General features: G+C 54.4%; 24 protein-coding genes. 7 read left to right on the top strand and 17 right to left on the bottom strand.

The genetic code is table 11. The features are described from left to right. Nucleotides 1–34: 34 nt before the first annotated feature. The 10 genes from JUF11_RS00305 to JUF11_RS00260 all read right to left on the bottom strand — a co-directional run bounded on the left by JUF11_RS00305 (nucleotide 35) and on the right by JUF11_RS00260 (nucleotide 9,657). A complete protein-coding gene (locus JUF11_RS00305) occupies nucleotides 35–523 on the bottom strand; it encodes an AP2 domain-containing protein (RefSeq protein ID WP_125579202.1) in 489 nt (162 codons plus the stop codon). A gap of 101 nt (nucleotides 524–624) precedes the next feature. Continuing rightward, nucleotides 625–1,974 carry a TPM domain-containing protein gene (locus JUF11_RS00300; protein WP_204117804.1) on the bottom strand — a complete coding sequence of 450 codons (1,350 nt, stop codon included), beginning with the start codon at nucleotides 1,972–1,974 and terminating at the stop codon, nucleotides 625–627. Nucleotides 1,975–2,131: 157 nt separating this feature from the next. Further along, on the bottom strand, nucleotides 2,132–3,292 hold the full coding sequence (nagA, locus tag JUF11_RS00295) for an N-acetylglucosamine-6-phosphate deacetylase (protein ID WP_125579204.1): 1,161 nt from the start codon (nucleotides 3,290–3,292) through the stop codon (nucleotides 2,132–2,134). Nucleotides 3,293–3,746: 454 nt separating this feature from the next. Further along, complete coding sequence (locus tag JUF11_RS00290) at nucleotides 3,747–4,127, bottom strand: PTS sugar transporter subunit IIA (protein WP_164507798.1); 381 nt, start codon at nucleotides 4,125–4,127, stop codon at nucleotides 3,747–3,749. A 26-nt stretch (nucleotides 4,128–4,153) separates the two neighbouring features. Beyond that, complete coding sequence (locus JUF11_RS00285; RefSeq protein WP_204117803.1) at nucleotides 4,154–4,960, bottom strand: PTS system mannose/fructose/sorbose family transporter subunit IID; 807 nt, start codon at nucleotides 4,958–4,960, stop codon at nucleotides 4,154–4,156. Further along, nucleotides 4,947–5,849, bottom strand: a complete 903-nt coding sequence (locus JUF11_RS00280; protein ID WP_204117802.1) for a PTS mannose/fructose/sorbose/N-acetylgalactosamine transporter subunit IIC — start codon at nucleotides 5,847–5,849, stop codon at nucleotides 4,947–4,949. The genes JUF11_RS00285 and JUF11_RS00280 overlap by 14 nt, the downstream gene beginning before the upstream one ends. Before the next feature lie 12 nt (nucleotides 5,850–5,861). Continuing rightward, nucleotides 5,862–6,350: a PTS sugar transporter subunit IIB gene (locus JUF11_RS00275; RefSeq protein WP_125579208.1), complete on the bottom strand. Its 489-nt coding sequence runs from the start codon at nucleotides 6,348–6,350 to the stop codon at nucleotides 5,862–5,864. A gap of 177 nt (nucleotides 6,351–6,527) precedes the next feature. Further along, on the bottom strand, nucleotides 6,528–7,673 hold the full coding sequence (locus tag JUF11_RS00270; protein ID WP_373305844.1) for an SIS domain-containing protein: 1,146 nt from the start codon (nucleotides 7,671–7,673) through the stop codon (nucleotides 6,528–6,530). A gap of 85 nt (nucleotides 7,674–7,758) precedes the next feature. After that, the gene (locus JUF11_RS00265) at nucleotides 7,759–8,493 is read right to left on the bottom strand and encodes a GntR family transcriptional regulator (protein ID WP_204117800.1); all 735 of its coding nucleotides are present in this window, start codon (nucleotides 8,491–8,493) and stop codon (nucleotides 7,759–7,761) included. Between the two features lie 345 nt (nucleotides 8,494–8,838). Then, a complete protein-coding gene (locus JUF11_RS00260) occupies nucleotides 8,839–9,657 on the bottom strand; it encodes a Cof-type HAD-IIB family hydrolase (protein ID WP_204117799.1) in 819 nt (272 codons plus the stop codon). Between the two features lie 664 nt (nucleotides 9,658–10,321). On the opposite strand from JUF11_RS00260, the gene JUF11_RS00255 reads away from it, so the two are divergent. After that, the gene (locus JUF11_RS00255; protein ID WP_204117798.1) at nucleotides 10,322–10,810 is read left to right on the top strand and encodes an NUDIX domain-containing protein; all 489 of its coding nucleotides are present in this window, start codon (nucleotides 10,322–10,324) and stop codon (nucleotides 10,808–10,810) included. Nucleotides 10,811–10,892: 82 nt separating this feature from the next. Here JUF11_RS00255 and JUF11_RS00250 read toward each other — a convergent pair whose 3' ends face one another. After that, nucleotides 10,893–12,320 carry a nicotinate phosphoribosyltransferase gene (locus JUF11_RS00250; RefSeq protein WP_204117797.1) on the bottom strand — a complete coding sequence of 476 codons (1,428 nt, stop codon included), beginning with the start codon at nucleotides 12,318–12,320 and terminating at the stop codon, nucleotides 10,893–10,895. A gap of 186 nt (nucleotides 12,321–12,506) precedes the next feature. On the opposite strand from JUF11_RS00250, the gene JUF11_RS00245 reads away from it, so the two are divergent. From JUF11_RS00245 to JUF11_RS00225, 5 genes are all read left to right on the top strand, one after another. Continuing rightward, complete coding sequence (locus JUF11_RS00245) at nucleotides 12,507–13,457, top strand: DHH family phosphoesterase (protein WP_204117796.1); 951 nt, start codon at nucleotides 12,507–12,509, stop codon at nucleotides 13,455–13,457. Between the two features lie 331 nt (nucleotides 13,458–13,788). Then, on the top strand, nucleotides 13,789–15,198 hold the full coding sequence (locus JUF11_RS00240) for a C69 family dipeptidase (RefSeq protein ID WP_204117795.1): 1,410 nt from the start codon (nucleotides 13,789–13,791) through the stop codon (nucleotides 15,196–15,198). A gap of 124 nt (nucleotides 15,199–15,322) precedes the next feature. Further along, a complete protein-coding gene (locus JUF11_RS00235) occupies nucleotides 15,323–17,686 on the top strand; it encodes a glycoside hydrolase family 3 C-terminal domain-containing protein (protein WP_204117794.1) in 2,364 nt (787 codons plus the stop codon). Continuing rightward, nucleotides 17,683–19,077, top strand: a complete 1,395-nt coding sequence (locus tag JUF11_RS00230; RefSeq protein ID WP_204117793.1) for an MFS transporter — start codon at nucleotides 17,683–17,685, stop codon at nucleotides 19,075–19,077. The genes JUF11_RS00235 and JUF11_RS00230 overlap by 4 nt, the downstream gene beginning before the upstream one ends. Before the next feature lie 14 nt (nucleotides 19,078–19,091). Then, on the top strand, nucleotides 19,092–20,207 hold the full coding sequence (locus JUF11_RS00225) for an alpha-L-fucosidase (RefSeq protein WP_204117792.1): 1,116 nt from the start codon (nucleotides 19,092–19,094) through the stop codon (nucleotides 20,205–20,207). Nucleotides 20,208–20,273: 66 nt separating this feature from the next. Here the strand turns inward: JUF11_RS00225 and JUF11_RS00220 are convergent, their stop codons facing one another. From JUF11_RS00220 to JUF11_RS00195, 6 genes are all read right to left on the bottom strand, one after another. Further along, nucleotides 20,274–20,762 carry a GNAT family N-acetyltransferase gene (locus JUF11_RS00220; RefSeq protein WP_204117791.1) on the bottom strand — a complete coding sequence of 163 codons (489 nt, stop codon included), beginning with the start codon at nucleotides 20,760–20,762 and terminating at the stop codon, nucleotides 20,274–20,276. 84 nt (nucleotides 20,763–20,846) lie between these two features. Next, a complete protein-coding gene (locus tag JUF11_RS00215; protein WP_204117790.1) occupies nucleotides 20,847–22,304 on the bottom strand; it encodes a 6-phospho-beta-glucosidase in 1,458 nt (485 codons plus the stop codon). Between the two features lie 458 nt (nucleotides 22,305–22,762). Then, on the bottom strand, nucleotides 22,763–23,416 hold the full coding sequence (locus JUF11_RS00210; protein ID WP_204117789.1) for an MIP/aquaporin family protein: 654 nt from the start codon (nucleotides 23,414–23,416) through the stop codon (nucleotides 22,763–22,765). 212 nt (nucleotides 23,417–23,628) lie between these two features. Continuing rightward, on the bottom strand, nucleotides 23,629–23,739 hold the full coding sequence (locus JUF11_RS00205) for a putative metal homeostasis protein (RefSeq protein ID WP_204117788.1): 111 nt from the start codon (nucleotides 23,737–23,739) through the stop codon (nucleotides 23,629–23,631). A gap of 13 nt (nucleotides 23,740–23,752) precedes the next feature. Next, nucleotides 23,753–24,022 carry a 30S ribosomal protein S14 gene (rpsN, locus tag JUF11_RS00200; RefSeq protein WP_204117787.1) on the bottom strand — a complete coding sequence of 90 codons (270 nt, stop codon included), beginning with the start codon at nucleotides 24,020–24,022 and terminating at the stop codon, nucleotides 23,753–23,755. Nucleotides 24,023–24,056: 34 nt separating this feature from the next. Then, on the bottom strand, nucleotides 24,057–24,929 hold the full coding sequence (locus JUF11_RS00195; protein ID WP_204117786.1) for a metal ABC transporter solute-binding protein, Zn/Mn family: 873 nt from the start codon (nucleotides 24,927–24,929) through the stop codon (nucleotides 24,057–24,059). Nucleotides 24,930–25,141: 212 nt separating this feature from the next. Here JUF11_RS00195 and JUF11_RS00190 point away from each other — a divergent pair, with 212 nt between their 5' ends. Next, the gene (locus tag JUF11_RS00190) at nucleotides 25,142–25,411 is read left to right on the top strand and encodes a hypothetical protein (protein ID WP_204117785.1); all 270 of its coding nucleotides are present in this window, start codon (nucleotides 25,142–25,144) and stop codon (nucleotides 25,409–25,411) included. Nucleotides 25,412–25,455 lie beyond the last annotated feature (44 nt).

Genomic DNA, 25,455 nt, shown 5'->3' with positions numbered 1-25,455 from the left:
CAAAAAGGATTGACCCGCCGGCCAATCCTTCACGTTATGCTTCACTGCTAATCGCAGTATCCTGCCGGCCTAAATATTGCCGTTCCGCAGCGCGGCGCAGGGCAACGGCTTCGTCGAAGCTGTCGCAAGCCTTCAGCAACACATACTTACCATTGTGCCGAAGCCGAGCGAACCAGCGTTGATTGGCGGCATTGTAAGACACGCCGATCACGCCTGATTTATTTCGTTTGCTCCGGATCAATGAATTCAGTGGCACCCCATCATCGCTCACCAAATCAGTGCCGTGAGCCTTTTGATGGGCGGTAAACGCTGGGTTATTCGCCGCATAACGCCGGGAAACCTCTCGCCGCAAGCAACCACAGCTCTTCACTTGGTGATGGCGCAGGCGATACCCATCAACCACAACGATATTGCCGCAATCACAGCGGCACTGCCAAGAAGCATTCCCGTTCGCTGCGGTCCCTGCGCGATGTAAAACCAATAAACGGCCGAACTTCTGGCCCGTTAAATCCATGACACGCATTGGTGTCTCCCCCTCTCCAGCTTACAAGTAAATTGTAGGCTAGAAAGCAGGGGGCCTTTCTCCGCAGTTTTCGCTATCTTGGCAAATTTTGCGAAAGCTTTTTACCAGCTGCCGCCAAAACCACCGCCACCGCTGGCGCCACCGCCGCCGCCGCTACCAAAGCCGCCAGCGCTGGTGGTATTGGCCGGGGCAAAGGAGGTGACTGCCCAGGGTGCCACACCGGCCATCGCGGTTTGGGCAGTGTCGGGATGGCGCAGGTGGTTGAGTATCATTTGCCAAGTCGCAGCCAGCTGTTCATCACTCAACTCAGCATCTGCCGGCTGCACATGCATAAAGAACTCCCACCACACGCTGCTAGCTTCATCCGGCTTGATGGACTGCGGTTGCAGCCACCGGGCGAAGCGCTCCGCATAGGCGCCGGCGATTTGCACTTCCGACCGCACGACACCAGCCATGGATTCATTATCTGCCAGCAGGGTTTCATCGGTCACCACTGCGGTCAGACTTGGCATTTGGGCCAGCGCCGCATCAGGCATTTTAGCTAATTGCGGGCTGTCCTTGCGATAGTAGAAATACGGCTGCGGGGCCTGATGTGGCAATTTCACCAGCCAGGTCACATAATCGCGGCGAATGATTTTGGCAAAACTATGCTGCATCGCTTTTTGCTGATTGAACAGCTGCCAGCCGCCCCCAGGAACCCGATCAGGATTCAGCGTAATACCAGCCGAAGCCAGCAGACCCAGAATCGGAAACTGATCCGGTTGTGTGGTCAAAATTAGCGCCAGGCGATTGCGCAAACTGAAAAAGCGCACTGTCATGCCAAGAGCAACGGCTAACATGGCCAGCACCAGCCCGACAATCACGCGATCACGCCGTTTTTCGGCTGCGCGCCGCGCGGTAATTTGGGCCGGGGTCGAAATCGCACTGGCATGCGCCTGCACGCGCTTGGCGGTATTGTTGACAATCGCCGCAATCGCCTGATCGAACTGCTTGGCCCGAAGCATGGTTTTGACCTTGCCGGTAACGATGTCCGCGCCAGCACCATCGGGGACCACCGGTTCTAACCCATAGCCGACCTCTAACCAGTAGTGCTTCTCTTTCGGTTCAATCGTTAGGAGCAAGCCGTTATCCCAGCCTTTTTGGCCAAAACCATAACGCTTAAACTGCTCATTAGCATAGTCCTGCAGCTCATCTTCGTCTTTGCCACTGGTGACCATAACGGCGATTTGCGGATGGCCCGGCAGTTTGGCAAAGGTCTTGGCATTGGCTTGATAAAGCGCCTGCTGCGTCTTGGCCTTAATCACCCCTTGCGGATCTTGATACCAGCGTTTGGCTTCGGTCACTTGCGCTGGCGTCAACGTGGCGGCCTGCACTTGCTGGCCCCCGCGCCACAAGCCAACCATCAGGCCCACCAGCAGCAACACCCAGCCGCTGAATTGCTTTTTACTCATACCCATCCTCCATTGCGTGAAGCGTTTTCGGTACCTTAAGTGTACGCGCAAAAAACAGCGACGACCACCAACTAAGGGCCGATATTTGGAGTTACCGATAACAAAAAAAGACTCACCGCGCAAATGCGGTGAGTCTTAGAAGCATGATGCTTAATGATTAAGCCTGGTAACGAGAAACCCCATCCAGGTAGGTTTCGGCCAAGCTCATGTCCTTGTTCAGAACCAAGTAGTCGGCGTCACGGCCAGGCAGGATGCTGCCGCACTTGTCGTCGATTTTGCATGAACGAGCAGGCACTAAGGCGCCCATCTTGATGGCATCTTCTGGGACAACATCGTTCCAGTCAACCACGTTCTTGATGGCATCCTTAAGCTGCAAAATGGAGCCAGCGAGACTGTGCGCGCCGTCCTTCAGCTTAGCCATGCCGTCAGCGACGATAACCGGGAATTCACCCAGCATGTATTCGCCGTCTGGCATCATGCCGGCTTGCATGCAGTCGGTGATGAGGGCAATGTGTTCTGGCGTCTTGTCTTTGATCAAGGCCCCAACGACTTCTGGGCGCACATGGTGGCCGTCGCAGATCAGTTCGTCGTCAACGATTTGCATGTACATCGCAGCGCCAACCATCCCTGGTGCGCGGTGGTTCAAACCGGACATGCCGTTAAAGGTGTGGCAGAAGACGGTGGCACCGGCTTCAACACAGGCCTTAGCTTGTTCAAAGGTCGCGCTGGAGTGGCCCAAAGCAACCACTTTGCCGTCTTGGCTCATGTGCTTAGTGAATTCAACGGCACCTTCACGCTCTGGGGCCAAAGCCATCTTTTGGAGCAGACCCTTGGCGCTGGCTTGCCATTCGTCGTATTCCTTGATGGAAGGATCACGGAAGTACTTAGGATTTTGCGCGCCTTTGTGTTCTTCAGTGAAGAATGGGCCTTCAAAGTAAATCCCTTGGATCTTGGCGCCTTTTTCTTCGCCGGCATGGTCGCCGATGGTCTTGCAGACGTCGTTCAACTGTTCGAACGGACCGGTCAGCGTGGTTGGCAACCAGGAAGTCACCCCAGCCTTCAGCAGGCCTTCAGACATCTCGTTGATGCCTTCCCAGTCGTTGTCCATGACGTCATGGCCCAACATGCCGTGAATATGCGTATCAACCAAGCCAGGGGCAATCCATTGATCCCCGTAGTCCTTGATTTCGCCGGCTGGCTTTTCACCATAGGCAGGAATGAAATCGCCGAACTTACCATCGTCGGTGACTTCAAGCCACCCGCCATTTTCGGTCGTGTTCTTTAAGAAAAACTTCGCAGCGTGAATGTAGTAGCTCATTGCACAATCTCCTTAAGTTTATTTGTAATGCGTTTCCATACAACAGTGTAGCACGGATTCGGGTTAGTGGTCTAGTCCAAACACCCGAATCTGACAAAAGGTTGGCTGAAGGGCGTCAGCGGTAAAAATAGAGTTTTTCGCTTTGGCGCCTCGCTGTTGTAGTTGCGCTCAGCTCGGCAATGCACGAGTGTCTAGCTACGGTTAAGGTCTCGCCGCCTAAAACCAGCGGCAAAACCTTAACCTAGGCTAGCCATCGTGCAAAGGCCGCCGAGCTTCGCAGCCTGCTCTAGTTGCGCTCAGCGGGGCAACGCTCGAGCAATTAGCTACGCGCCGAGCCCAGCCGGCCCAAACCGCCGACAAGACTCAGCGCTAGGCTAATTGTCGAGCTAAGTACGCCCCGCTTCGCAGCCTGTAAAAAAAGGGCCAGGGATCGCTCCTTGGCCCTCAGTGGTTATTAGCTCAGCATTTCGTTGACATGGACAACGCCGGCTTTGGCATCGTCGACGATGTTTGGTTCGCCACCAACCATCTCAGCGTTGATAAAGCTGATGATCATTGGCAGGTTCATCCCGGTGAAGAGGTCGAAATGACCTTCGCCTTCCATGAGGATACGCGCTACCACATTGGCCGGCGTGCCGCCCATTAAATCAGCGAATACGGTGAAATCTCCGAGACCTTCGACCGTCTTGTCAAATTTTGCCTTGAAGTCTTCAGGGCCTTCACTGGGCAGAAGTTCGACCGTGTGAATGTTTTCCTGAGGACCCATAATCATTTCAGCACTCTTCTTCAGTTCCGTGCAGAACTGACCGTGACTTACCAATACCAATTCACTCATAATAACCGTCCTTTTCTATTCTGAAATTATGCCTTCGCGATGATACCAAGGGCACCCAGAGCAATGGCCAAGACCAAAACGATGAAGATCGCCTTGGTGGAGGTCATGCCCTTCTTACCCAGCATCCAGTAAACGAAGCCGCAGATCAAGGCTGGCAAAATGCGAGGCAAGATCATGTCCAGGTTGTTCTGGATGTTCAAAGGCACGGTCCCAACAACTGGGGCCCAAGCAAACTTGACGTTGATCATGGTTGCGACCAAGGCGCCGACCATGAACACACCCATCAAGGAAGCGGCATCGGTCAACGCATTCAGCGTGTGCTGCATGGTTGTAACCAGGTTAACCCCTTCTTTGTAGGCAATCTTCAGTTGAACCCAACGGAAGACGTCAACGACGATTTGAGCCGCAATCCAGATGAAGATCCCGATTGGGTTGCCCTGCTTCGCCATGGAAGCAGCAATCGCACCAAAGATAGCAGGAATCAAGGCAGCGAAGATAGAGTCACCAATCGCAGCGAAGGAGCCCATCAAGCCGGCTTTCATCCCGGCAACAGTTTCCTTACCCTTGATGCCTTGTTCTTCTTCGACCGCCAGATCAATACCAGTGATAATGGTGTTGAAGAAGTTTGAGGTGTTGAAGAACTGGGTGTGCGTCTCCATCATTTCTTTCAATTCAGGAGTGCCATCCCCGTAAATCTTACGCAGTTGTGGCAGGATGTGATACAGATAACCAGAAGCCTGCATACGTTCGTAGTTCCAGCCAAGTTGGAAACCGAACAGTGAGCGTTCGTTGATCTGCTTGAAGTCTTTATCGTTCAACTTATAGTTCGTCATCAGTGATTTCCCCCTCGTCTGAAGAATCAGCCTGCTTCGTGGATGCAGCGGCAGCTGGTGCCGGCTGAGAAGTACTGTTGTTGTAAGCAATGATCGCCAGGGCCAAACCAATCAGCGCAATGGCCAACATGGACAAGCCGTTGAAGCTGCCAAGGCCGGCAGCAACTTTAGGCGCAGCAGCCAGCGCAGTCCCGATGTTCTGAATGGAGCCGAACAGCGTGGTCAGCAAACTGGTAATGGTGAAGCCAAGCAGCAGGTATGCGATGTGCTTGCGAACAGGCAGATACCGCAGCAAGATAGCGAACCCAACGGCTGGCAATACAGCACCAGCAACGGACAGGCCATCACCCAACCACTTCAGAGGACCGTTGATGTAAGCAACGATCGTGTTAACAACACCGCCGCCAAGGGCCAAGCCCAAGCCAACAGGGATCATCCGAGACAAAGCCCATGGCAGTGCCCCAGCAACGAAGTAACGTTCGATGCCTTTGTAGTTGAATTTCTCAACTTGGGCATCGATCCGGTGTGCGAAGAACGTGTTGGAGAAACGAGCCAGGATATCCGTGTAAATCATCAGCGCGGCAACTGGAACACCCAGCGCGGTGATGGCTTGGTTAGGATCCATCCCGGTACCAACAGAGAACGCAACGGCCAGCAGGGTACCGGAGTTAGCATCAATCTTAGATGCACCACCAAAGGTCCCAACACCCAGAACGGTCAGCTGCATCGCAGCCCCGATCGTCAGGCCAGTCTTCATATCGCCCATGACCAAACCAGCAAAGAAGCCGGCGAACACAGGTGCACTCATTGAGGAATAAATCTGGAGTTCATCCAGGATTTGATACCCAGCATAGAGTGTCAAGAGAACAATTTGCCACCATGCAATCATTTTTCTTCCTCCTTACCCTTCAACCTTAGCAAGCATCGGCAAAAAGTCGTGTGAGTCATCAGCTGGCACCATTTGGGCCGTCAGCTTAACTCCGGCTTTGTCCAGTTCGTGGAAGGCATCGATGTCTTCTTGAACCACGTTGATGGACTTGGACACAGACTTGGTTTCGTTCGTCTGTGACATGTTCCCAACGTTGAGTTCCTTGATCGGGACCCCTTTTTGAACCAGCTTCAGGAATGTTGCTGGACGCTTTGCGACCACGAAGACACGCTGTGAGTCGTACTTACCAGCGTTGATGTGATCAGCCGCAGTGTCAGCATCCAAAACTGAAAGCCGAACACTCATCGGAGCAGCCATCCGCAGGCCACTCTTTTGGATCTTGTCCTTGGAAGCTTCATCATCGACCACGATGATGCGGCTTGCTTGGAGCTTGGTTGTCCACAGGTTCGCAACTTGACCGTGTACCAAACGGCCGTCAATGCGAGATGCAATAATTGCCATACTTCATACCCCCTAAAATAAAGTGATAAAACTAACCAGTAAATAATGGCTTTGGTACAACCAATGATGCAACCGGGCATCACTCCAGGCTACTGACTAGCCTAGCCTCACGCGCTGAAGCTTCAGGGCGTCAGGCTAAGCCAGACAGCAACTTGGCTGCCCAGCTTAGTGCTAGGTTTAACCTTCGTAGTCGTGCAGGATAACCCCTTTGACCACGCGGTTAACGGTGCCAGATGGTGATGGTGTATCAGGTGTGTTGTTGACTTTGATGGAAGCCAGCAGCGCCAAGGTCTGGGCGAACATCACGTCAGGCAGGGCTTGGTAAGCTTCTGGTAAATCTTTAACGCCAGTTTCAAAGGCAAAGTTTTCGCCGGAGAAGTTGGTTTGGTCTTGCGTGGTGCCAATGGCCACAATGCGCTTGGCAATCTTGTCGCCGTTGATTTCTTCCATGACATCCACGTCGTACTGACGGGTGTAAGCATTGTTGCTCAGGAAGTCGAAAACCAAGGTCTTGCTGTTAACAAAAGACTTAGGACCGTGACGGAAACCCATGGAAGTGTCAAAAATCGTGGCTAACTTGCCGGCGGTTAATTCCAACACCTTGAGCTGAGCTTCACGAGTCAAGCCACCCAAGCTGCCAGAGCCCAGGTAGGTAATGCGATCGAAGTCTTCGTCCACCAGGTTTTGGATTTCGGCTTCGCGCTTGATCACTTCATGACCCATGTTCACCGCGGCTTGCACGTAGCTAGCCTTGTCGGCTTCAGCGGCCTGATCGAAGACGAGCAGGGCCGTCAAAGCCATGCAAGAGAAGCTCCCAGTCATGGCAAAGCCTTTGTCGTTAGCGCCGGCTGGTTGCATCAGCAGCAGGTTGTTGGCGTCGCCTTCAACCTTAGCGGCCAAGTGACCTTCTGGGGCGCAGGTAATGGTGATCTGGTGCAAGTTGTGAACCAGCTGTTCGGCCAGTTCAACGGTTTTAACGGATTCTGGTGAGTTCCCACTGCGGGAGAAGGAAACCAAAATCGTTGGGGTGTCTGCTTCAAGGAAATCATAAGGTGCTGACACGATATCCGTGGTGGCGATGGATTCGAAGCGGAAGTGGCTCCGATCACCGTGCCGGTTCAGATATGGGGTCACCGTGTCGCCAGTGTAAGCACTGGTGCCGGCGCCGGTGAAGATAACCCGGACCACTTGACCGTTGGCTTCAGCAACGACCTTAGCTAAAAAGTCCGTGATTTCAGCCTTTTTACCTTGGTAATTGCTCAAAGCTTCTTGCCACAATTCTGGCTGCTGCTTAATTTCGTGCGTTGTGATTTGCGCACCCATCTTGGTCAGTTCATCTACTGATTTCTCGTACAAAACTATTCCTCCTCAAGCTTGTTCACTATGTTGCGACCGACTGGTAAGCCAATCAAGTCGTGGTCCCTTTTTGGGTGTGGTGATAACGATAAACGAACTGGTCGGCGCGGGTGATGCTGAGTGTGAATTCCACGATTTCACCTTTGACATTGGTGGTCGTGCGCTGCATCGACAAACTCGGTGAGCCTTTCGGGACATTCAGCATCGCCGCATCTTTGGCTGACATCAGACTGGCAAAAAACGCTTCCGCCGCATCGGAGACCGGGCTGTCGTAATGATCCTTCATCAGGTTATACAGGCCTTCGTGCTCAACGTCGCTCGCCTTCAGCTTCGGGAACCGATCGGCTGGCAGAAAAGTCCGCTCAACCATCAGTGGCACCCCATCAGCCATCCTGATGCGCTTTAGTTTATACGTTGGTGTCCCCAAAGGTACTTGAAGATGCTCAACAATATAATCGTTAGCCGGAAATTGCTGCAGATACAACACGCGCGAGTTCGCGCGCCGGCCTTGATCAGCCATTTGCTCCGAAAAGCTGTAGGTCTCGGCTAAATCTGTCGGCTCGGCCGCCGGATTAGCGACAAACGTGCCGCGCCCCCGACTGCGGTAAATCACACCGGTCATTTCTAGCTTAGCCAGCGCCGCGCGGACAGTGTTACGACTCACGCCGTAGGATTCGGCCAACGCGCGCTCAGAAGGCAACTTACTGTGCGGTGCCATATCCGTGCGAATTTGATTTCGTAATAAATCCACCAACCGATCATGCAGTGGTTGAACTTCGCTGGCCATCGTCTCGCCTCCCAATTGGTACCAACCATGGTGAAGTGTAACCGCATTCTTTCATGGTGTCAAGGAATTGTACCCTGTTTAAATGCCTATACAACAGCCTTTTGCCGTTGGTATACCCGCTTTGGTACCCTCATTTTCATAACGGTGCACCCCGTGAAACATGCGCCAGCTTTTGTTTTTCGTCTCGCTTGCGAAAGCCATCACAAAATTGGTACCAACCTTATAAACCAATCGGGCCAAATAAAAATAAAATCGCGCCTACGTAGCTAAGGGTTAGAATGCTTAATTTCCCTTAAATACCGGCCCGATTAACGGTGGTTTTATTCTGAAAAGTGGATGAGATTTCTATTTGAAAACGGCGTCATACAACGCGGTGATGGGATCATCGTTGTTCGTTACTGGCAGAACCAACCCGGCGGCGCGTTTGACCGCCGGAATGGCATTGGCCACCGCCACGCCGAGGCCAACTTGCTGCAGCATGCTTAAATCATTGGAGTTATCGCCAAGCGCGATAATCTCGTCTTTGGCCACGCCAATCTGCTCGCCGAGGGTCAACGCCGCAATCCCCTTGTCGATGCCAGCTGGATTGAACTCAACGTAGCGGTTAGAAGAATAGGTGATGGTCATCGGGGTGGCAATCGCCGCCTTGGCTTTTTCGTAGAAGCGTTCGCGCACGCCATAATCAAGGTGCTGGAAAATCACTTTGGCAATTGGGCGATTTTGGAACGCTGACAGGTCCTGAGCGTCGATCATTTCGTATTCCACACCACGATTCATCAGATATTCTTTTTCTGGTTCGTTGATGTTCGCCACATAGACATGGTGGAAGGTATAAACATGCGCACACAAGTCGCCTTCCGCCATCGCCAGCCGAAACAGCTCATCCGCCACGGCAAAAGGCAGTGCATGTTCAACCATGATGCGATTGCCGGCATTTTCGACAATGGCGCCCCCATTATAGGAAATCACATATTGGCCCGCTAAATCCTTGGTGCCGATTTCTGCTAACAAGGCTTGCACCGAAGCAAAGCCGCGCCCAGTGTTGGGCACAAACTTTACCCCTTCATCGCGCAACTTGTGGATGGTTTCAATATCACGCTTCGAAACCCGTCCATCATCTTGCAATAAACTCTCGTCCAAATCGCTCACGATCATCTTATACATTCGCAAGGCCTCATTTCGCATCGTTTTCTTTACTGTAACACAATAGGCAGCGAAGGACGGCCGCTTGTAGCAGGATGATAGGTTATCTTAAGGCATGATACTTAGCATGCTCTTTCAAGCCGGAGCGGGTGACTGAAACGGCGATTTCTCAGTTTTCCCTGTAAATTGGTCGCCAAATCACACGGGAAAGTTCACAACCTGGTCACATCTACCCTGTAGTATTATCCATAACGAAATAAGCCTCCAACTTATTTCCGCCTCTAACGAAGCTGACCGTGGACGCACGGGCGGCCCTAGGTCCTCCAACCTAGAACATCACGTCGGTTTCCTCTAAAAACCGATTCGCCGTCGCCTCGCGACGGTATTTTTTTGCCTTTCTGCCGCAAAAACGCAACTGAAACGCTACGCTTCCATCACAGTTTCTTCACAACCGGCCGTTAGTATAGGAAACATAGAAATGAGTTACCCCCTTATTTCTACCCCAAACAACTTTTTCATTATTACTCCTCCTAATTGATGTTTTTCCCCCCAAGAGAACATTGATTACCCCAAACCTCATGCAGCTGCTGGTCCCCGCCGGCAGCTGCTTTTTTGTCTGCCCCCTAGCTCGATGCACCGCTGAGCACTATACTAGCTAATCATAGCGATTCAGGAGGCCAAGCGAATGGTTCAAGAAATCAATGATATTCGGTACTGGGTGCAAGCTGATGCCCGCTTCAATGTGCGGGCGGCGGTGATTTTGCGGCACGGTCCAGACATCCTAGTCACCCCGGATGAAGATCAGCCTGGTAAATTCAAGTTGCCTGGCGGGGCGGTCAAGTTCGGCGAATCAGGCGTTGTCGCAGCAGCACGGGAAATGAAAGAGGAACTGAAGCTGACCACTTTGACGTTTGCGCCGGCAGGCACCCTTGAAGCCTTCTTCACGTTGGCCGGGACCCACTATCACCAGATCATTCTTGTTAATCGTTGCCAGGTCACGGCTACCCAAGCAAAAGCTGTGGCCCAACTTGACCCGACAACAGTTGATCTTGCCCCTGATACCAAACTCCGCTGGGTACCAGTGAGCCAAGTGCGAGGCCACCTGCTACCGCCGGGCATCGATTCCATGTTGGACATGGCCGCGCCTTATCAATATGGTGTCAGCCATCACTAACCATTGCCTACCCCGCATTGCGCTCGCATCAAGTCAAACCCCTGATGGCCCTCAAAAAAGGCGCGTAGGCGCCTTTTTGCGTTTAATTGACCTGCTGCTTGAACGCGTCGATCAACTGGTGTTGCAAGGCATCAAGTTGCTGCGTCACGTAGACCGGATAACTAGCTGGGTTGACCAGGCGCTTCGTTTCCGCCGGTAGCTCGGCCAATTTGGTTTGAGCAAACTTTTGAATGGCAAACACATCTTCCAGCGGTGCTTGTGCTAAGTTGATGGATTGCTGTAGCGGCACCGCGGTAAAAGCGGTCAGAGCCAAATACTTATGGGTCTGGAGCGGATTACTATCCACCACCGCCAGCGGCGTTTGAAGGGTTTCATCAGCCAGCGCCATCACATCGGCGAAGGCTTCATGCGTCCCAGGGCGATACAGCCGGTAGATTTGTTTGATGCCCGGCAAGGTCGTTTTTTCAACGCTTGCAGAGACCTTGATTTTCGGTTTTAATTGGCCGTTCGTGCGGGTCGCAGCGAGTTTATACACCCCGCTGAGCACTGGGGCGCTGGCACTGGTAATCATTTTTTCCCCGATGCCAAAGTTATCCAGCGGCGCGCCTTCAGCCAAGAGTGCCGGGATGACGGTTTCATCGAGCGCATTGGAAGCAGTAATTTTCACTTCCGGCAAACCGGCGGCGTCTAACTGCTTGCGGGCCTGTTTGCTCAAATAAGCAATGTCCCCGGAGTCAATGCGAATACCCACCGGCTGATGTCCAGCCGCTTTCAAGGCTTTGAACACCGTAATGGCATTCGGCACGCCGGACCGCAACACGTCGTAAGTGTCGACTAACAGCGCACTGTTATCGGGATACTGCTGGGCCCACGCCTGAAACGCCGCCAGCTCACTGGGAAACGCCTCAATCCAGCTATGCGCCATGGTGCCGGCTGCTGGAATGCCAAATTGCTGAGCGGCCAAGACATTGGAGGTGCTGACGGCGCCGCCAATCACTGCCGCTCGCGTGCCATAGAGGGCACTGTCCGGCCCCTGGGCTCGCCGGGCGCCGAACTCCATAATCGGCCGGCCTTGTGCGGCAAAAGTGATGCGCCGGGCCTTGGTGGCAATCAGCGACTGGTGGTTGAGAATATTCAGCAGCACCGTTTCCAGCAGCTGGGCCTGCGCCAGTGGTCCTTCAATGGTAACCAGCGGCTCGCGCGGAAAGACTGGTAGCCCTTCTGGTACCGCGCTGATGGTGCAATCGAGCTGAAAATCAGCCAACATGGTCAAAAAGGCGTCATCATACAAGTTGAGGCTGCGTAAATACGCCACATCTGCCGCGTCAAAATGAAAGTCCCGTAGCACTTGCACCACCTGGGCTAACCCTGCGGCAATGACAAAGCTGCCATGATCAGGCACATCCCGGTAAAAAATATCAAAAATTCCCCGCGTGTGCGGCAGGTTTCGCTGAAAACCATTCGCCATGGAAAACTCGTACAGATCCGTTAGCATCGATAAATTGCGCATTTTTCTTCTCCCTGTCTTGACACCTAATTGAGTTTCATTCTAGCACACTCACAGGGCCGTCATGAAAAATCTGCTAAAACGGATTTGGTGCGCCACATTACTTTATTCATCATCAGCGCAACCGGCAGTGTTTTTTCCTTGCGAAATCTACTACACTAACAGACGTAGCAACCAAGGAGGAAAAACATGCAAGCAACCATTCCCGCCATTCTTGCCGCCCTCGCTGCGGCAGAAACCATTATTATTCACCGTCATGTGAACCCCGACCCCGACGCCATCGGCTCCCAAACTGGCTTGGCCGCAGCGCTCAAGGCCGCCTATCCCGACAAGCACATCTATGCCGTGGGTGAAGCCGCACCACGCCTGGCTTGGATTGCGCCGCAGGACACCATTGAACCGGCCGAGTATCAACATGCGGTGGTCGTCGTGATCGACACCGCCAATGCCCCGCGGGTCGCCGGGGCCAACTGGCAAGCCGGTCAGCAAGTCATTAAAATCGATCATCACCCTGACCGCGAGCCCTTCGGTGACCTCAGTTTCGTGAACACGGAGGCTTCCAGCAGCTCCGAAATCGTGGCCGATATGATTAAAGCTTCAGCCAAGTTGCAACTGGACCAAACCGTCGCTGCCCGCCTTTACGCCGGAATTATCGGTGACACTGGCCGCTTTTTGTACGACTTGACCAAAGCCCACACCCATGAAGTCGTCGCCGACCTGATGCGTACCGGCATCGACGCGCCGGCAATTGGCCGCGCCGAGGAAGAAATCACCCCGCAAATCGCCAAGCTACAAGCCTACGCGCTGGGCAACCTGCAAGTTTCCGCCAACGGCGCCGGCAGCCTAATCATCACCCAAAAAGTGATCGGTGAATTTGGCCTGGCCCAAGACGAGGCCCAAGCCGCCGTCAGCACCGTCGGCCAACTCACCACCGTCCGCAGCTGGGTGGTCTTCACTGAACGCCCAGATGGCCAGTTCCGCGTTGAATTACGCGGCAAACAATGGCCCATCAACCCAATTGCTGTCGCTCACGGTGGCGGCGGCCATCCCCTGGCCAGCGGCGCCATTGCCAAGAACTTAGACGAATGCAACCAAATCATCGAAGAACTCGATCAACTCAACGGCGAACAATTGCACTAACCGTTACTGTTATTGAGCGGGGCGCGGTGGTGGTGGGCGGAGCTTGGCAGGGGTCTGGCCGTGAATCGATTAGCGACCGGCAGCCCGGCGCGCTTTTTGCGCAGGGCTGCCCAAAGCTAATCGCGGCAAAGTTGAAGACACCAATGAGCGCAGCGAAGGTGGCTTCAACTTTAGGTTCGAGACCGGTCTTCGGCTCGAACCGGCCGCACCGCCAGCACCCCTGCCAAGCGGAGCCCACCGCCGCCGCACCCCGCGGCCCCAGCGCAACTTTCGCATTTCGCCGCCGAAACGCCTACAATAGAGAAGAAATTCCTTGAAAGAGATGATTCTTTTGACAAAACGCATTAAAGGTTCCTGTACCACTATTCTGGTCGGCAAAAAGGCCAGCATTGACGGCTCCACCATCATCGCCCGCAACGAAGACGGCGCCGAAGCCCTCAACCCGGAAAAATTCATCTATGTGAAGCCCGCAGACCAGCCACGTCACTACCAAGCCGTGTTGAGCAGTTTCCACCTCGACTTGCCTGACGACCCCATGGGCTACACCTCCACACCAGACGCTGTGGATGGCCACGGCATCTGGGCCGCTGCCGGCATCAACAGCGATAACGTCGCCATGACCGCCACTGAAACCATCACCACCAACTCCCGCATCTTAGGCGTTGACCCGATGGCCGAAGATGGCCTTGGTGAAGAGGACATCACCGCCATTACCCTGCCTTACATCCACTCTGCCCGCGAAGGCGTCGCACGCCTGGGCAAGTTGCTGGAAACATACGGCACCTATGAAACCAACGGTATTTGCTTCTCTGACCAGGACGAATGCTGGTACTTTGAAAGCATCGCCGGCCACCACTGGGCTGCGATTCGCATTCCCGATGACGCCTATGTGATTGCGCCAAACCGCTTTAACATCGATCATTTTGACTTCGATTCCGATGACACCATGTCCGCCCCAGATTTGCAGACCATCATCGAAAAGTACCATCTCAATCCTGACCAAAACGGCTACAACCTGCGTCACATTTTCGGCTCCAGCACCGTCAAGGACACCCGCTACAACAACCCGCGGGCGTGGTACGGCCAGAAGTACTTCAACCCCGAAATTGAACAGGATCCGATCGACCAAGATCTGCCATTTATTTGCCACACCGACAAAAAGATTTCGATTGAAGACGTCAAGTTTGTCCTCAGCTCCCATTACGAAAACACGCCTTATGACGTTTACGGCACCACTAATACCGAAGGCGAAAAGAAACTCTTCCGCCCAATCGGCATTAACCGTAACCAGGAACTACACATTTTGCAGATTCGCAATGACGTGCCTAAGGCCATCGCTGGCATTCACTGGTTAGCCTTTGGCCCAAACACCTTCAATGCCGTTGTGCCATTTTACGCCAACGTCACCGACACCCCAGAGCAGTACAAGAACACCGGCGCGCATTACGATCAGCGCAGCCAGTACTGGCTGTCCTACCTGCTGGCAACCTTCGGCGATTACGACTTCCACTTGTTTGAAGACTTCGAAAACATCTTCGAGCAAAACACCGTTGGCGCATGCCGTCATCTCCAACTGGAAACCGATGCGGCTTACCAAAATGAGGCCGACATCCCGGCTTACCTGACCAAGGTCAATGCCCAGTTGGCAGACATCAACTTCAACAATTCCAACAAACTGCTCGGCCAAATGATCGAACTGGCTGCCCCACGGATGCAGCTCCAATTCACGCTTCACGACTAAGCAGCGCTAACGTCACCAGCCCAAGCTGATGGCGTTTTTTGATGCCCTGAGGCCGGCGCAAACTCGTGGCAACTTAAGGGAACACGTGTTATTCTACGAGTACAATCAGGAAAAGGGTGGTTCCATGACAATCAACATTGGTGCTGGTAGCAACCAGCGCAGTTTGACCGATCAAGATGCAATTGCGCTCACCTCAGGCCACGAGTTTTGGACCACCGAAAGTCGCGCCGGCATTCCCAGCATCCGGCTGAGCGATGGCCCTCATGGCTTGCGCTTTCAGGCCAAGGCCGGCGACCATCTCGGCCTCAATGAGGCGGCGGTGGCCACGGCCTTTCCCACCGCTAGCGCCAGTGCCAGCAGCTGGGACCCGAGTTTGCTCAAAGCCATGGGCCGCGCCATTGCCCAAGAGGCGCGCCACTACCAAGTCGATGTGGTGCTGGGGCCAGGCGTCAATATCAAACGCAATCCGCTGGGCGGGCGCAATTTTGAATATTTCGCCGAAGATCCGCTGCTGGCTGGTCACCTCGCCGCGGCTTGGATCAATGGTCTACAAAGCGCTGGCGTCTCGGCCTCGCTGAAGCATTTTGCCGGTAACAGCCAGGAAACCGACCGCTTGCGCTCGAATTCGTTGATTGACCCGGTGGCGCTGCACGAGCTCTACCTTGAAGCCTTTCGCCTGGCGGTGACCTTGGCCCAGCCGGACACAGTGATGACCGCCTACAACCAAGTCAATGGCACCTATATGAGCGACCACCAGTATCTGCTCAATGACGTGCTCCGCGGTCAATGGGGCTTCAAGGGGCTCGTGGTCACCGACTGGGGCGGTTTGAATGATAAAGTGGCGGCGCTGAACGCTGGCACTGACTTGGAAATGCCAAGTTCTGGCCATTTATTCGACCGCCAGGCTGAAACTGCCCTTGCTAGCGGCCAATTGGAACGCACGGCCTTGGCCCGGGCTGTCAGCAACATTGCCCACTTGGCCAATCAACCGCGCCCAGCTGGCGGCGACCAGCAGACTTTACTCGCCGCCAATGCTGACCTAGCACAGGCGATTGCCGAGCAGTCAGCCGTGCTGATGAAAAATGATGGTTTGCTACCTTTCGCCGCTGAGCAACCGCTCACCGTGATTGGTGCGTTGGCAGCGAACACGCGAATTCAAGGCGCTGGCTCGTCGCACATCACGACCCCAGAAACCACTTCAATTCTCGCTGGGCTTCAAGCCGCGGGCCGCGAAGTGACGTATGCCGCCGGTTATCAGCTGGATGGCCAGCCTGACGTCGCCCTCCTTGAAGCAGCTACCACTGCCGCCAAACTCGAGCAGCCGGTGGTCCTGGTTGTGGGGTTACCGGACACGGCTGAAGCGGAAGGTAGCGACCGCCAAACCCTCGCCCTGCCGGCTAACCAAGAGGCAGTCATTGCCGCCGTCACCGCCGCTAACCCACAAGTGGCCGTCGTGCTGGTGGCCGGTTCGGTGGTGACCATGCCTTGGGTCACCCATGCCACGGCCATTCTCAATGTTTTTCTTGGCGGCGAACGCGTCGGCGCGGCCACCGAGCGGCTATTATTTGGTGCCATCAGCCCTTCCGGTAAGCTGGCCGAAAGCTATCCCCTGCGCTACAGCGATGTGCCATCCCAGCAATTTGGCCAGCCGCTGGATGTGCCATACCGCGAAAGTCTGTATGTGGGTTACCGTTATTATGACAAAGCGGCGCTGGCAGTGGCCTTCCCCTTTGGCTATGGCTTGAGCTACACCCAATTTCGCCTCGATAACATTACCGTCCCTGAACGCACTGTGACGGTGGGCACCAAGCACATTAGCGTGCAAGTAACATTGACCAATACCGGCAGCTGCCGCGGCGCCGAAGTGTTGCAAGTTTACACTGGCCAGCTGGATCAGGCGCAACTCACGCCACTACGGGCCTTAGCCGCGTTTCAAAAAGTGTGGCTCGCGCCAGGCGAGCAAACCACAGTGACCCTGCAGGTGCCGCGTCACGCCTTTGAACGCTGGCAGGACTCCAAACAAGCCTTTCAGCTCGCAGGCGGGGCCTGGAGCCTCAGCGTTGGGACCTCCAGCCGCGACTTGCAGCCACCCGTCCCGATGACGGTGGCGGCCCCTGCCGCTAAAACCAGCGTGCCAAGCTGGTATCAGCAGCCGCAAGGCCAACCTAGCGCCGCTGATTTTACGGCGTTGAGCGGCTTGACCCCGCATGACTCGGTGGCGCAGCCTGGCACCTTCACCCGGCTGAGCACGCCGCGCGCATTAGCCCAATATTCACGCACCATTAACGCACTGGCCAAAGTGATCATCGGCAACATGCAACGCAAAGAAGACGCGGATCCGCACTCCCCAGCCGGCGAATTTTTAGCCACCATTGTCTGGGATACCCCACTGATCAGGCTCGCCCAACAAAGCGGCGGCAGCTTGAAGCTCTGGCAAGTTGACTGGCTGGTGCGGCGCGCCAATCATAGTAGGAGGCGACCATCATGACCGACAAGCAAACCACTTTTCCTGAAAAAGCGAGCTACTGGAGCTACTTCACTGGCCAAGGCATGGCGATGAGCTTCTTAACCGGCATGCTAACGACCTACCTGCTGCTCAGCGGCATTGCCGCCACGCAAATCGCTTTTGCTATGGTGGCGGTGAAGCTGTGGGATGCTTTCAGTGACACGTTATTCGGGATTATTTTTGACCGGGTGCATTTCAAAGGCGGGCAAAGTCTGCCTTGGCTGCGGCTGGCGATGGTGCTGGTGCCACTACTCACCGTGGTGGTGTTTCACATTCCGCAAAGTTTGAACCCTGCTGGTAAGCTGGTGTGGTTCGCGCTCAGCTATATTCTGTGGGATACGGCATACACCATTAGCGATGTCCCAATCTACAACTTGGTCACCCTCATGACCACCGCCACCACAGAGCGCAATGGGATTTTGGCCGTAGCACGGATGGCAGCGATGGTGGGTACCTTTTTGACCAGCATGGGCGCCACCTTCATGGTTTCCGAGCAGGTGGGCTTCTCGTTTGGCACCACCGCGACCTTGCTAGCGGTGGTGATGCTGCTGCTGATGCTGCCGGTAAGTTTTGTGGTCAAAGAGCGCGTCCCTAATCAAGACGCCACCACCAGTTACTCGCTGCGCCAAATGTGGCAGTATGTCAAAGCCAATAAATATTTGCAACGTTATTATCTCTACTACATCATCGCCGGCATCACCGCGACCAATGCGGCGGTGGATCTATTCGTGTCATATTACTTCTTTGGCAGCGCGCTGGTGTCCACCCTTACCTTACTCGCCACTTCGATTCCGATTGCCATTTTATCGCCGCTGATGGGCGTGATTCTGAAACGGGTGGACAAGTTCCGTCTGTTTTTCTGGAGTGCGGTGGCCTTTGCCGCTACCGCCTTGCTGGTTTATCTTGGCGGCACCAGCAGCTTACCACGGTACCTCACTTTGGTGGCCATTCGCGCCATTCCGCAAGGCATTGTACTGACGCTTAATTTGACCTTCACGCCTGACATTGTGGAATACGGCCGCTTCACCACTGGAATCGATGCCCGTGGGATTGCTTTTGCCATTCAATCCTTCGCCGGCAAATTGATCTCACTGGCCCAGCCGCTGGGGCTGTTCATTCTCGGCTTGTTCGCCTGGGAACCTTTGCAGGCCAACAGCTTCGCCGCGCTTCAGCACTTGGCCGTGCACCAAAGTGGCCAGGCGTTAAATGGCCTGTGGATCGTCGCCCAACTCGTACCGGCCATCGGTGCTGGCATCGCGTTAATCCCACTGTTGGGGTATCATCTTCACGACCGCGATGTGCAGCTGATGGCCGAAGCCAATGCCGGTAAGATCAGCCGCGACACCGCACAAAAGCAGCTCGCACGACTTTAAAGGAGGCGGCACCTATGCCAGTCAATATTCATCGCCATCAAGCCCCACAATGGTTTCAAGCAGCCGACTTTGGCATTTTCATTCATTGGGGGCTTTACAGTGTCCCGGCCTACGCGCCAGCACCAGTGACGGGTCCGGGCAAGCATCCAACCTTGTACGAACAATTTAAGCACCAGCCTTATGCCGAATGGTACGCTAACAGCATGCTCTTTCCCACCGGCCCCACCGGCCGCTATCATCAAGCCCATTATGGCGCGGCCCCTTATCGCGATTTTGCGACGGCGTTCAAAAAAGACGCCGCAAAGGTGGACGTCGAGGCGTGGGCGGATCAATTTTCCCAGGCCCATGCCAAGTATGTCGTGGTGGTGACCAAACATCATGATGGCTTCGTGATGTATGACACTGCCGTTCAAAACCCCAAACAGCTTGATTATCATCTGGATTTTGATTTTGTCGGGGCGTTGGCCAAGGCCGTACGGGCCCGCGGCATGCGGTTTGGGGTGTATTATTCCAGTTTGTTCGACTGGTCGTTCAAGCACGAACGCATTCAAAGCGCCGCCAGCTTTGCCCTTGGCAACCCCACCAGCCAGCAGTACCGCGATTACGTGTGGGCCCAGTGGCATGAGCTGATTGACCGCTACCACCCGGATATTTTGTGGAGTGATATCGGCTATCCCAATGACCCGCGCCTGCCGCAGTTGTTCAAAGACTATTACGCTGCGGTGCCAGAGGGCATGGTCGATGACCGCTGGGGCGATTACCGGAACTGGATGCGCCATAAAGCTTTGTATCCGCTGGTCAATCTTGGCGGCGCGGTCCAAGGCGTATTGGCCAAAAAAGGCCACACCAGCGAGCCGCCGTATTACGACTACCGGACGCTGGAATACACCACCGACTGGCAAGGCCAGGCGCCTTATTACGAAATCACCCGCGGCATGGATCTATCCTTTGGCTACAACCAGGCGGCGCGGCCTAGCGACTTTCTGACGGCCAAGCAAATTCGCCGAATTGTGGCCGAAGCCCGGCCGCGCAACGGCCGCCTGCTGCTTAATGTCGGGCCCAAAGCCGATGGCACGTTGCCGGCGCCCCAAGCGCAGGTGCTGGCTGAACTGGCCACCAAACCTCTATAAAGTAACCAAAATGCCCCAACTTTCGCCGTGAAAGTTGGGGCATTTTTCTCAACTGGCTGAAGCCAATTAAATCGCCTTGAGGTACCAGGTATCACAGCCGTTGTGCTCATCCCCCGCGAGCGGCTGAGCCAAGCGGGTGAAGCCCTGGGCCTGATACAGCAAGTTGGCAATCGGCAGCTTGGTATCGGTCACGACATACATCTGCTGGTAGCCCGAAGCCCTAGCCGCGGCAATCGTGCCCGCTAACAACCGCTTAGAGAGTCCTTGCCCGCGTGCGGCCGGCGTCAGATAAAGCTTTTGCAGCTCGCAAATCCCGGCTTCAGGTCCCACGGGTCCGAAACCACAACCTCCCAGCACGAGGTCGTCATGATCAGCGGCAACGGCGACGAAATATCCCGCGTGTGGCAAGCCTGCGTAATATTCGGCCAACGCGCCAATTTGCGGATCATAATAGGCGGTACCCGGCTGCGCCAAATCGGCTTTCTCCAAGCAGGCTTGCAAAATAGCTTTCATCTGGGCATCATCTTTGGGCTGAATGGGACGAATGACAGGCATCGCAAGGCCTCCTTGCTGAATTGAATGTTCCCAGTCTACCACAGGCGCCAAAAAAGCGCCGGGGTTAACCGACGCTTGTCATCACTATTCAGGATCAATATCGGCCAAGTTTTCGCCATTGGATTGGATAACCTGCTGATACCAGTAGAACGAGTCTTTCCGGCTGCGGGTCAAGGTGCCTTCGCCGGCGTCATTTTTATCGACATAGATAAAGCCATAACGCTTGTCCATCTGACCGGTCCCGGCAGAAACCAAATCGATGCAGCCCCAAGGCATGTAACCCAGCAAGTTGACACCGTCTTCTTCGACTGCGGCTTCCATTTCCTTGATGTGGGCGCGCAGGTAAGCGACACGATACGGATCGTGAATCTTGCCATCCGCTTCCACATGATCAATGGCACCGAGGCCATTTTCCACAATCATCAGCGGCTTGTCATACCGTTCCGCCAACCAGTTCAAACTCCAGCGCAGGCCCAGGGGATCGATGGTCCAGCCCCATTCGGTCTTCTTCAAATAAGGGTTCTCGACGCCTTCCTTGTCGCCCACAAAATCGTAATACTGGTTGTCGGCTTGGCGCGCCACCGTGTTGGAGGCGTAGTAGGAGAAGCCAACGTAATCCACCGTGCCAGCAGCGAGCGCGGCGCGGTCTTCATCGGTAATGTCAGCACGATAGCCAGTCCGCTTGAAGTAAGCTTCCATGTAATCTGGATAGTGGCCGCGGACATGCACATCACTCCAGAATGAGCGCTTCTGCATCGCCTTTTCGGCCATGAACAAGTCCTCTGGCTTGCAGGTGGCCGGGAATTGCGGCGTAAAGTTGATCATGCAGCCGATTTGGTTGTTCGGGTCAATTTCGTGGCCAGCTTTCACCGCTAGCGCACTGGCGACCAATTCGTAGTGCGAAGCCTGATACATTGCCCGCGCTCGGTCATCATCCGTGGCCCCTGCCGGGAAAATCAAGCCGGAGTTGGTGGCCATGGAAAATTCGCGGTTGTAATCGCACTGATTGTCGATTTCGTTGAAGGTCATCCAGTACTTCACACTACCCTTGTAGCGCTTAAAGCACACCGTCGCGAAACGGACGAAGAAATCGATCAGCCGCCGGTCGCGCCAACCGCCATAAGCTTTGACCAGATGCCAAGGCATTTCAAAGTGAGACAAGGTAATGACCGGCTCGATGCCATACTTATGACATTCAGCAAACACATCGTCATAAAAAGCGAGGCCCGCCTCATTAGGTTCCGTTTCATCGCCATTCGGGAAAATCCGGGTCCAGGCAATCGAAGTCCGGAACGCCTTAAAGCCCATTTCGGCCATCAACTTGATGTCTTCTTTGTAGTGGTGATAAAAATCAATCGCCTCGTGGTTAGGATAGTTTTTCCCAGGAATTACGCCATCAGTAATCTGGCGTTCAACGCCATTGGCCCCAGCGGTCATCACATCGGCAATGGACATCCCCTTGCCGCCTTCTTGCCAGCCACCTTCGAGTTGATGCGCCGCTACCGCGCCGCCCCACAGAAAACCATCAGGTAATTTCGTCATAAAGACACCTTTCCTTTCCCATTCGTCACATAGACCAATTTCTGTTTCGTGATTACCTTAACGTAATTCACTACCTCGGTAAACCGCTTTCTCGTTACTTTTCCGGAACGTGTTATTTTCGAGGCTGCGGAGGGCGGCGCTCTTAGGATGATGGCCAGCCTAGCTTGAGGCATTGCCGCCGCTCTTTGGCGGCGAGGCCTCAAGCGTAGCTGGACACTCATCCGTTGCCGCCCGCAGCGCGACTATACAGGCTGCGGAGCATGGGCGCTTTTAGCCAGATGGGTAGCCTAGCCTAAGTCCTTGCCGTCCGGTCCTGACGGCGAGGACTTAGGCGTAGCTATCCACTCTGGCGTTGCCCATGCGCAGCGCGACTATACAGGCTGCAGAGGGCGGCGTATTTTTCATCGCATCAAAAAAGCTCGAGCCATGGCCCGAGCTGATTGCTTTACGGTTTAATGCTAGTCCTCTGTCGCCATCAAGAGCCGGGAGCAGAATGCCGCCAAAATCGCGCCGACTTCTGGGGCCACAATGTACAGCCACAGGTGACTCAAGGCGCTGCCACCAGCAAAAATAGCGGGGCCAATGGAACGCGCTGGGTTCAAGGAAGCACCGGTCAAGTTGACGCTGAAGATGATCAGCAGCATCAAGGTGACCCCAATCGCTAAGCCAGCAAAGTCGCCATTGCCATGATCATCGGAGGTAACGTTCAAAATCACGACCAAAAACAGGAAGGTGGCCAAGGCTTCAACGAAAAACGCCGCGCCCACCGACAGCTTTGGAAAGTCGGTTTGGGCCATTTGGGTGGCTGGCAGGTTCAAAGCGCCAACGATGACCCGCACGGCACCACTGGCAGCAATGGCGCCAACGATTTGGGACACGATGTAAACAAGACCTTCACCAATGCCGGTGCGGCCGTTGATCATAAACGCAGTGGTGACCGCTGGGTTGAAGTGACCGCCGGTAATGCCACCAAAGGCATAAGCCGAAATCGTAATCGCTAACCCAAAACCAATGGCAATGGTCAAGGCGTCGCCCTTAGCGAACAACACCGCACCACTACCTAAAAATACCAACAGGAATGTGCCCATAAATTCTGCACAGATTGCTTTCATGTCTTTTCCTCCGTTATGCACTTGCTGATTTTCGCCTCACACAGACGAGCAAGTAGATGATTGCGCCAATCTAGTATAGCATAGCAATGCCGCTAAACCGGCATTATGCGGCTGATAAATTGTTATCGATTTAATTTTGTGTGTACAATATCGGTAATTTCGGGCCAAAAAAGCCAGCCTCGCGCGCAGGCGAGACTGGCTGGTCAAACTGCTTATTTGCCCTGTTTCTTCAGGGTTTTGATGGTCCGCAAGGCGCGCTTGCGGGTCTTGATATTGGGACTTTGCATTTGGCGCCGCGCGGTGGCGGCATCAGTTTTAGCCATGAGCGGCTCCTTTCTACCAGCTCGCCTTACGCACGCCAGGAATCTGACCTTTGTGCGCAAGCTGCCGGAAGTTCAAGCGAGACAGGCCGAACTTGCGCATGTAGGCATGCGGACGGCCGTCCAGTTCATCACGATGGTGCAGGCGCACAGCGCTAGAGTTGCGAGGCAACTTAGCCAAGCCGGCATAATCGCCTTGTGCCTTGAGTTCCTTGCGGCGAACAGCATACTTGGCAACCAATTGGGCCTGCCGCTTCGCCTTTTCAATTTTTGCTTTTTTTGCCATAAAGTTGACCTCCTCAGTCATGTTTGTTCGACGCCTAACGCGCCTGAATTTTTTGAATTTGTTTGTATTGAGCCATCATCCAACTACGGTACGTTTGGCCTTTAGGCATGGTTTCGGTGACTTTGACAATCGGCACCCCAGCGGCCTTGGCTTTCGCCACCATATTGGTCACGATTTTGCTCTCGACTTGCGTATTTTGCACGAAAAAAGCGACTTGCTTAGCCTCAAGGGCGCGCTCAAGTTTGCGTACATCCTGGGGACTGGGGTCACTACTGTCCTCAATCGCGCGCGCAAAATGCCCGTTCATGATGTGATAGCCCAGCGCCGTGAGGGTATTATCAAAAACCGGTTCCGACACCGCGACGGTTTGGTTTTTGGCGCTGGCCTTCAGTTTGGCTTCGAGGTCAAACATGGGCTGCAGCGATTTGATGTAGCGCTGAGCGTTTTTGCGGTACGCAGCTTGATGCGCCGGATCGACTTCACCATAGGTTTTCGCCAAGGCGTTGGCCATTTTGACCATCATCTTGAGTTTATACCAGATGTGCTCGTTTTCACCGGCCTTCACCCCGACCACTTTGGCCGCCGAAATGGTTTTGACCAGATCATTATCCGCCGCGGTGAGCCGACTCATCCAGCTATCATAACCGGCGCCGTTAACCACCACCACATTCGCATTCGCCACGGTTTTCGCGGCTTCGGTGGTGGGCTCATAGTCATGCGGGTCCACCGCCGGGTCGTCGATAATCGCCGTCACGTGGCCGTAATTGCCGGCCACGGCCTTGGCAACTTCGCCGTAAAAATTCACGCTAGCGACCACGGTCAGCTGCTTGTGCGCGCTAGGTTTGGGTGAACAGGCGGTCAAGCCCAAAAGCATGATCAGGCCCAAGAGCCAAAAATGGCGTTTCATAAACAGTCTTCCCCCTGCTGATTAAATGAAAATCGTAACCAATACGATTAACATCTATCGATAATACCGACTTCAAGGGCGGCTGTCAACACTTACTTGAAGTACGTGACTTCACGTTTGGCCCCCGCCTGAACCGGTTCGCTATGATGAAAGCGTTTTCTAATTGTGATATAATTTCCCCACTACCACCAGGAGAATGGGAGGAAACTAGAATGAAAAAGACATCGCGTTGGGTGCTTGCTTTTGTCATCGTGCTACTCATCGGAGGCGGCTTGGGTTTTGCGGGGGCCAGGCTCACGCAGCCAGCGACGCCGCCGACATCTGAAGGCTACACCATTGTCGTCGGCCCGACGCGCCACAAGACAGTCAAATACGCTGATCGCTCAGGCGGTACTTACAGCTTTAGCAATCCCAAGGGTGAGCTTTGCGTGATCATTCGCCGGAAAAACACCTTCACGCTGTACCAACTGACGACCAACTAAAGCATTCAAATAGCCCAGACTCGGCGCATCAGCTTACGCTGGGT

Source organism: Lacticaseibacillus suilingensis, assembly GCF_016861845.1.
Classification (GTDB): Bacteria; Bacillota; Bacilli; order Lactobacillales; family Lactobacillaceae; genus Lacticaseibacillus; species Lacticaseibacillus suilingensis.
The sequence above is the reverse complement of the archived record's forward strand: the minus strand, read 5'-3'. Positions and strand labels throughout refer to the sequence as shown.

Excerpts from the sequence above, each read along its gene's own strand:
- JUF11_RS00305 (WP_125579202.1), bottom strand. The coding sequence starts at position 523 with ATGCGTGTCATGGATTTAACGGGCCAGAAGTTCGGCCGTTTATTGGTT.
- JUF11_RS00300 (WP_204117804.1), bottom strand. The coding sequence starts at position 1,974 with ATGAGTAAAAAGCAATTCAGCGGCTGGGTGTTGCTGCTGGTGGGCCTG.
- nagA (WP_125579204.1), bottom strand. The coding sequence starts at position 3,292 with ATGAGCTACTACATTCACGCTGCGAAGTTTTTCTTAAAGAACACGACC.
- JUF11_RS00290 (WP_164507798.1), bottom strand. The coding sequence starts at position 4,127 with ATGAGTGAATTGGTATTGGTAAGTCACGGTCAGTTCTGCACGGAACTG.
- JUF11_RS00285 (WP_204117803.1), bottom strand. The coding sequence starts at position 4,960 with ATGACGAACTATAAGTTGAACGATAAAGACTTCAAGCAGATCAACGAA.
- JUF11_RS00280 (WP_204117802.1), bottom strand. The coding sequence starts at position 5,849 with ATGATTGCATGGTGGCAAATTGTTCTCTTGACACTCTATGCTGGGTAT.
- JUF11_RS00275 (WP_125579208.1), bottom strand. The coding sequence starts at position 6,350 with ATGGCAATTATTGCATCTCGCATTGACGGCCGTTTGGTACACGGTCAA.
- JUF11_RS00270 (WP_373305844.1), bottom strand. The coding sequence starts at position 7,673 with ATGGGTGCGCAAATCACAACGCACGAAATTAAGCAGCAGCCAGAATTG.
- JUF11_RS00265 (WP_204117800.1), bottom strand. The coding sequence starts at position 8,493 with ATGGCCAGCGAAGTTCAACCACTGCATGATCGGTTGGTGGATTTATTA.
- JUF11_RS00260 (WP_204117799.1), bottom strand. The coding sequence starts at position 9,657 with ATGTATAAGATGATCGTGAGCGATTTGGACGAGAGTTTATTGCAAGAT.
- JUF11_RS00255 (WP_204117798.1), top strand. The coding sequence starts at position 10,322 with ATGGTTCAAGAAATCAATGATATTCGGTACTGGGTGCAAGCTGATGCC.
- JUF11_RS00250 (WP_204117797.1), bottom strand. The coding sequence starts at position 12,320 with ATGCGCAATTTATCGATGCTAACGGATCTGTACGAGTTTTCCATGGCG.
- JUF11_RS00245 (WP_204117796.1), top strand. The coding sequence starts at position 12,507 with ATGCAAGCAACCATTCCCGCCATTCTTGCCGCCCTCGCTGCGGCAGAA.
- JUF11_RS00235 (WP_204117794.1), top strand. The coding sequence starts at position 15,323 with ATGACAATCAACATTGGTGCTGGTAGCAACCAGCGCAGTTTGACCGAT.
- JUF11_RS00230 (WP_204117793.1), top strand. The coding sequence starts at position 17,683 with ATGACCGACAAGCAAACCACTTTTCCTGAAAAAGCGAGCTACTGGAGC.
- JUF11_RS00225 (WP_204117792.1), top strand. The coding sequence starts at position 19,092 with ATGCCAGTCAATATTCATCGCCATCAAGCCCCACAATGGTTTCAAGCA.
- JUF11_RS00220 (WP_204117791.1), bottom strand. The coding sequence starts at position 20,762 with ATGCCTGTCATTCGTCCCATTCAGCCCAAAGATGATGCCCAGATGAAA.
- JUF11_RS00215 (WP_204117790.1), bottom strand. The coding sequence starts at position 22,304 with ATGACGAAATTACCTGATGGTTTTCTGTGGGGCGGCGCGGTAGCGGCG.
- JUF11_RS00210 (WP_204117789.1), bottom strand. The coding sequence starts at position 23,416 with ATGAAAGCAATCTGTGCAGAATTTATGGGCACATTCCTGTTGGTATTT.
- JUF11_RS00205 (WP_204117788.1), bottom strand. The coding sequence starts at position 23,739 with ATGGCTAAAACTGATGCCGCCACCGCGCGGCGCCAAATGCAAAGTCCC.
- rpsN (WP_204117787.1), bottom strand. The coding sequence starts at position 24,022 with ATGGCAAAAAAAGCAAAAATTGAAAAGGCGAAGCGGCAGGCCCAATTG.
- JUF11_RS00195 (WP_204117786.1), bottom strand. The coding sequence starts at position 24,929 with ATGAAACGCCATTTTTGGCTCTTGGGCCTGATCATGCTTTTGGGCTTG.
- JUF11_RS00190 (WP_204117785.1), top strand. The coding sequence starts at position 25,142 with ATGAAAAAGACATCGCGTTGGGTGCTTGCTTTTGTCATCGTGCTACTC.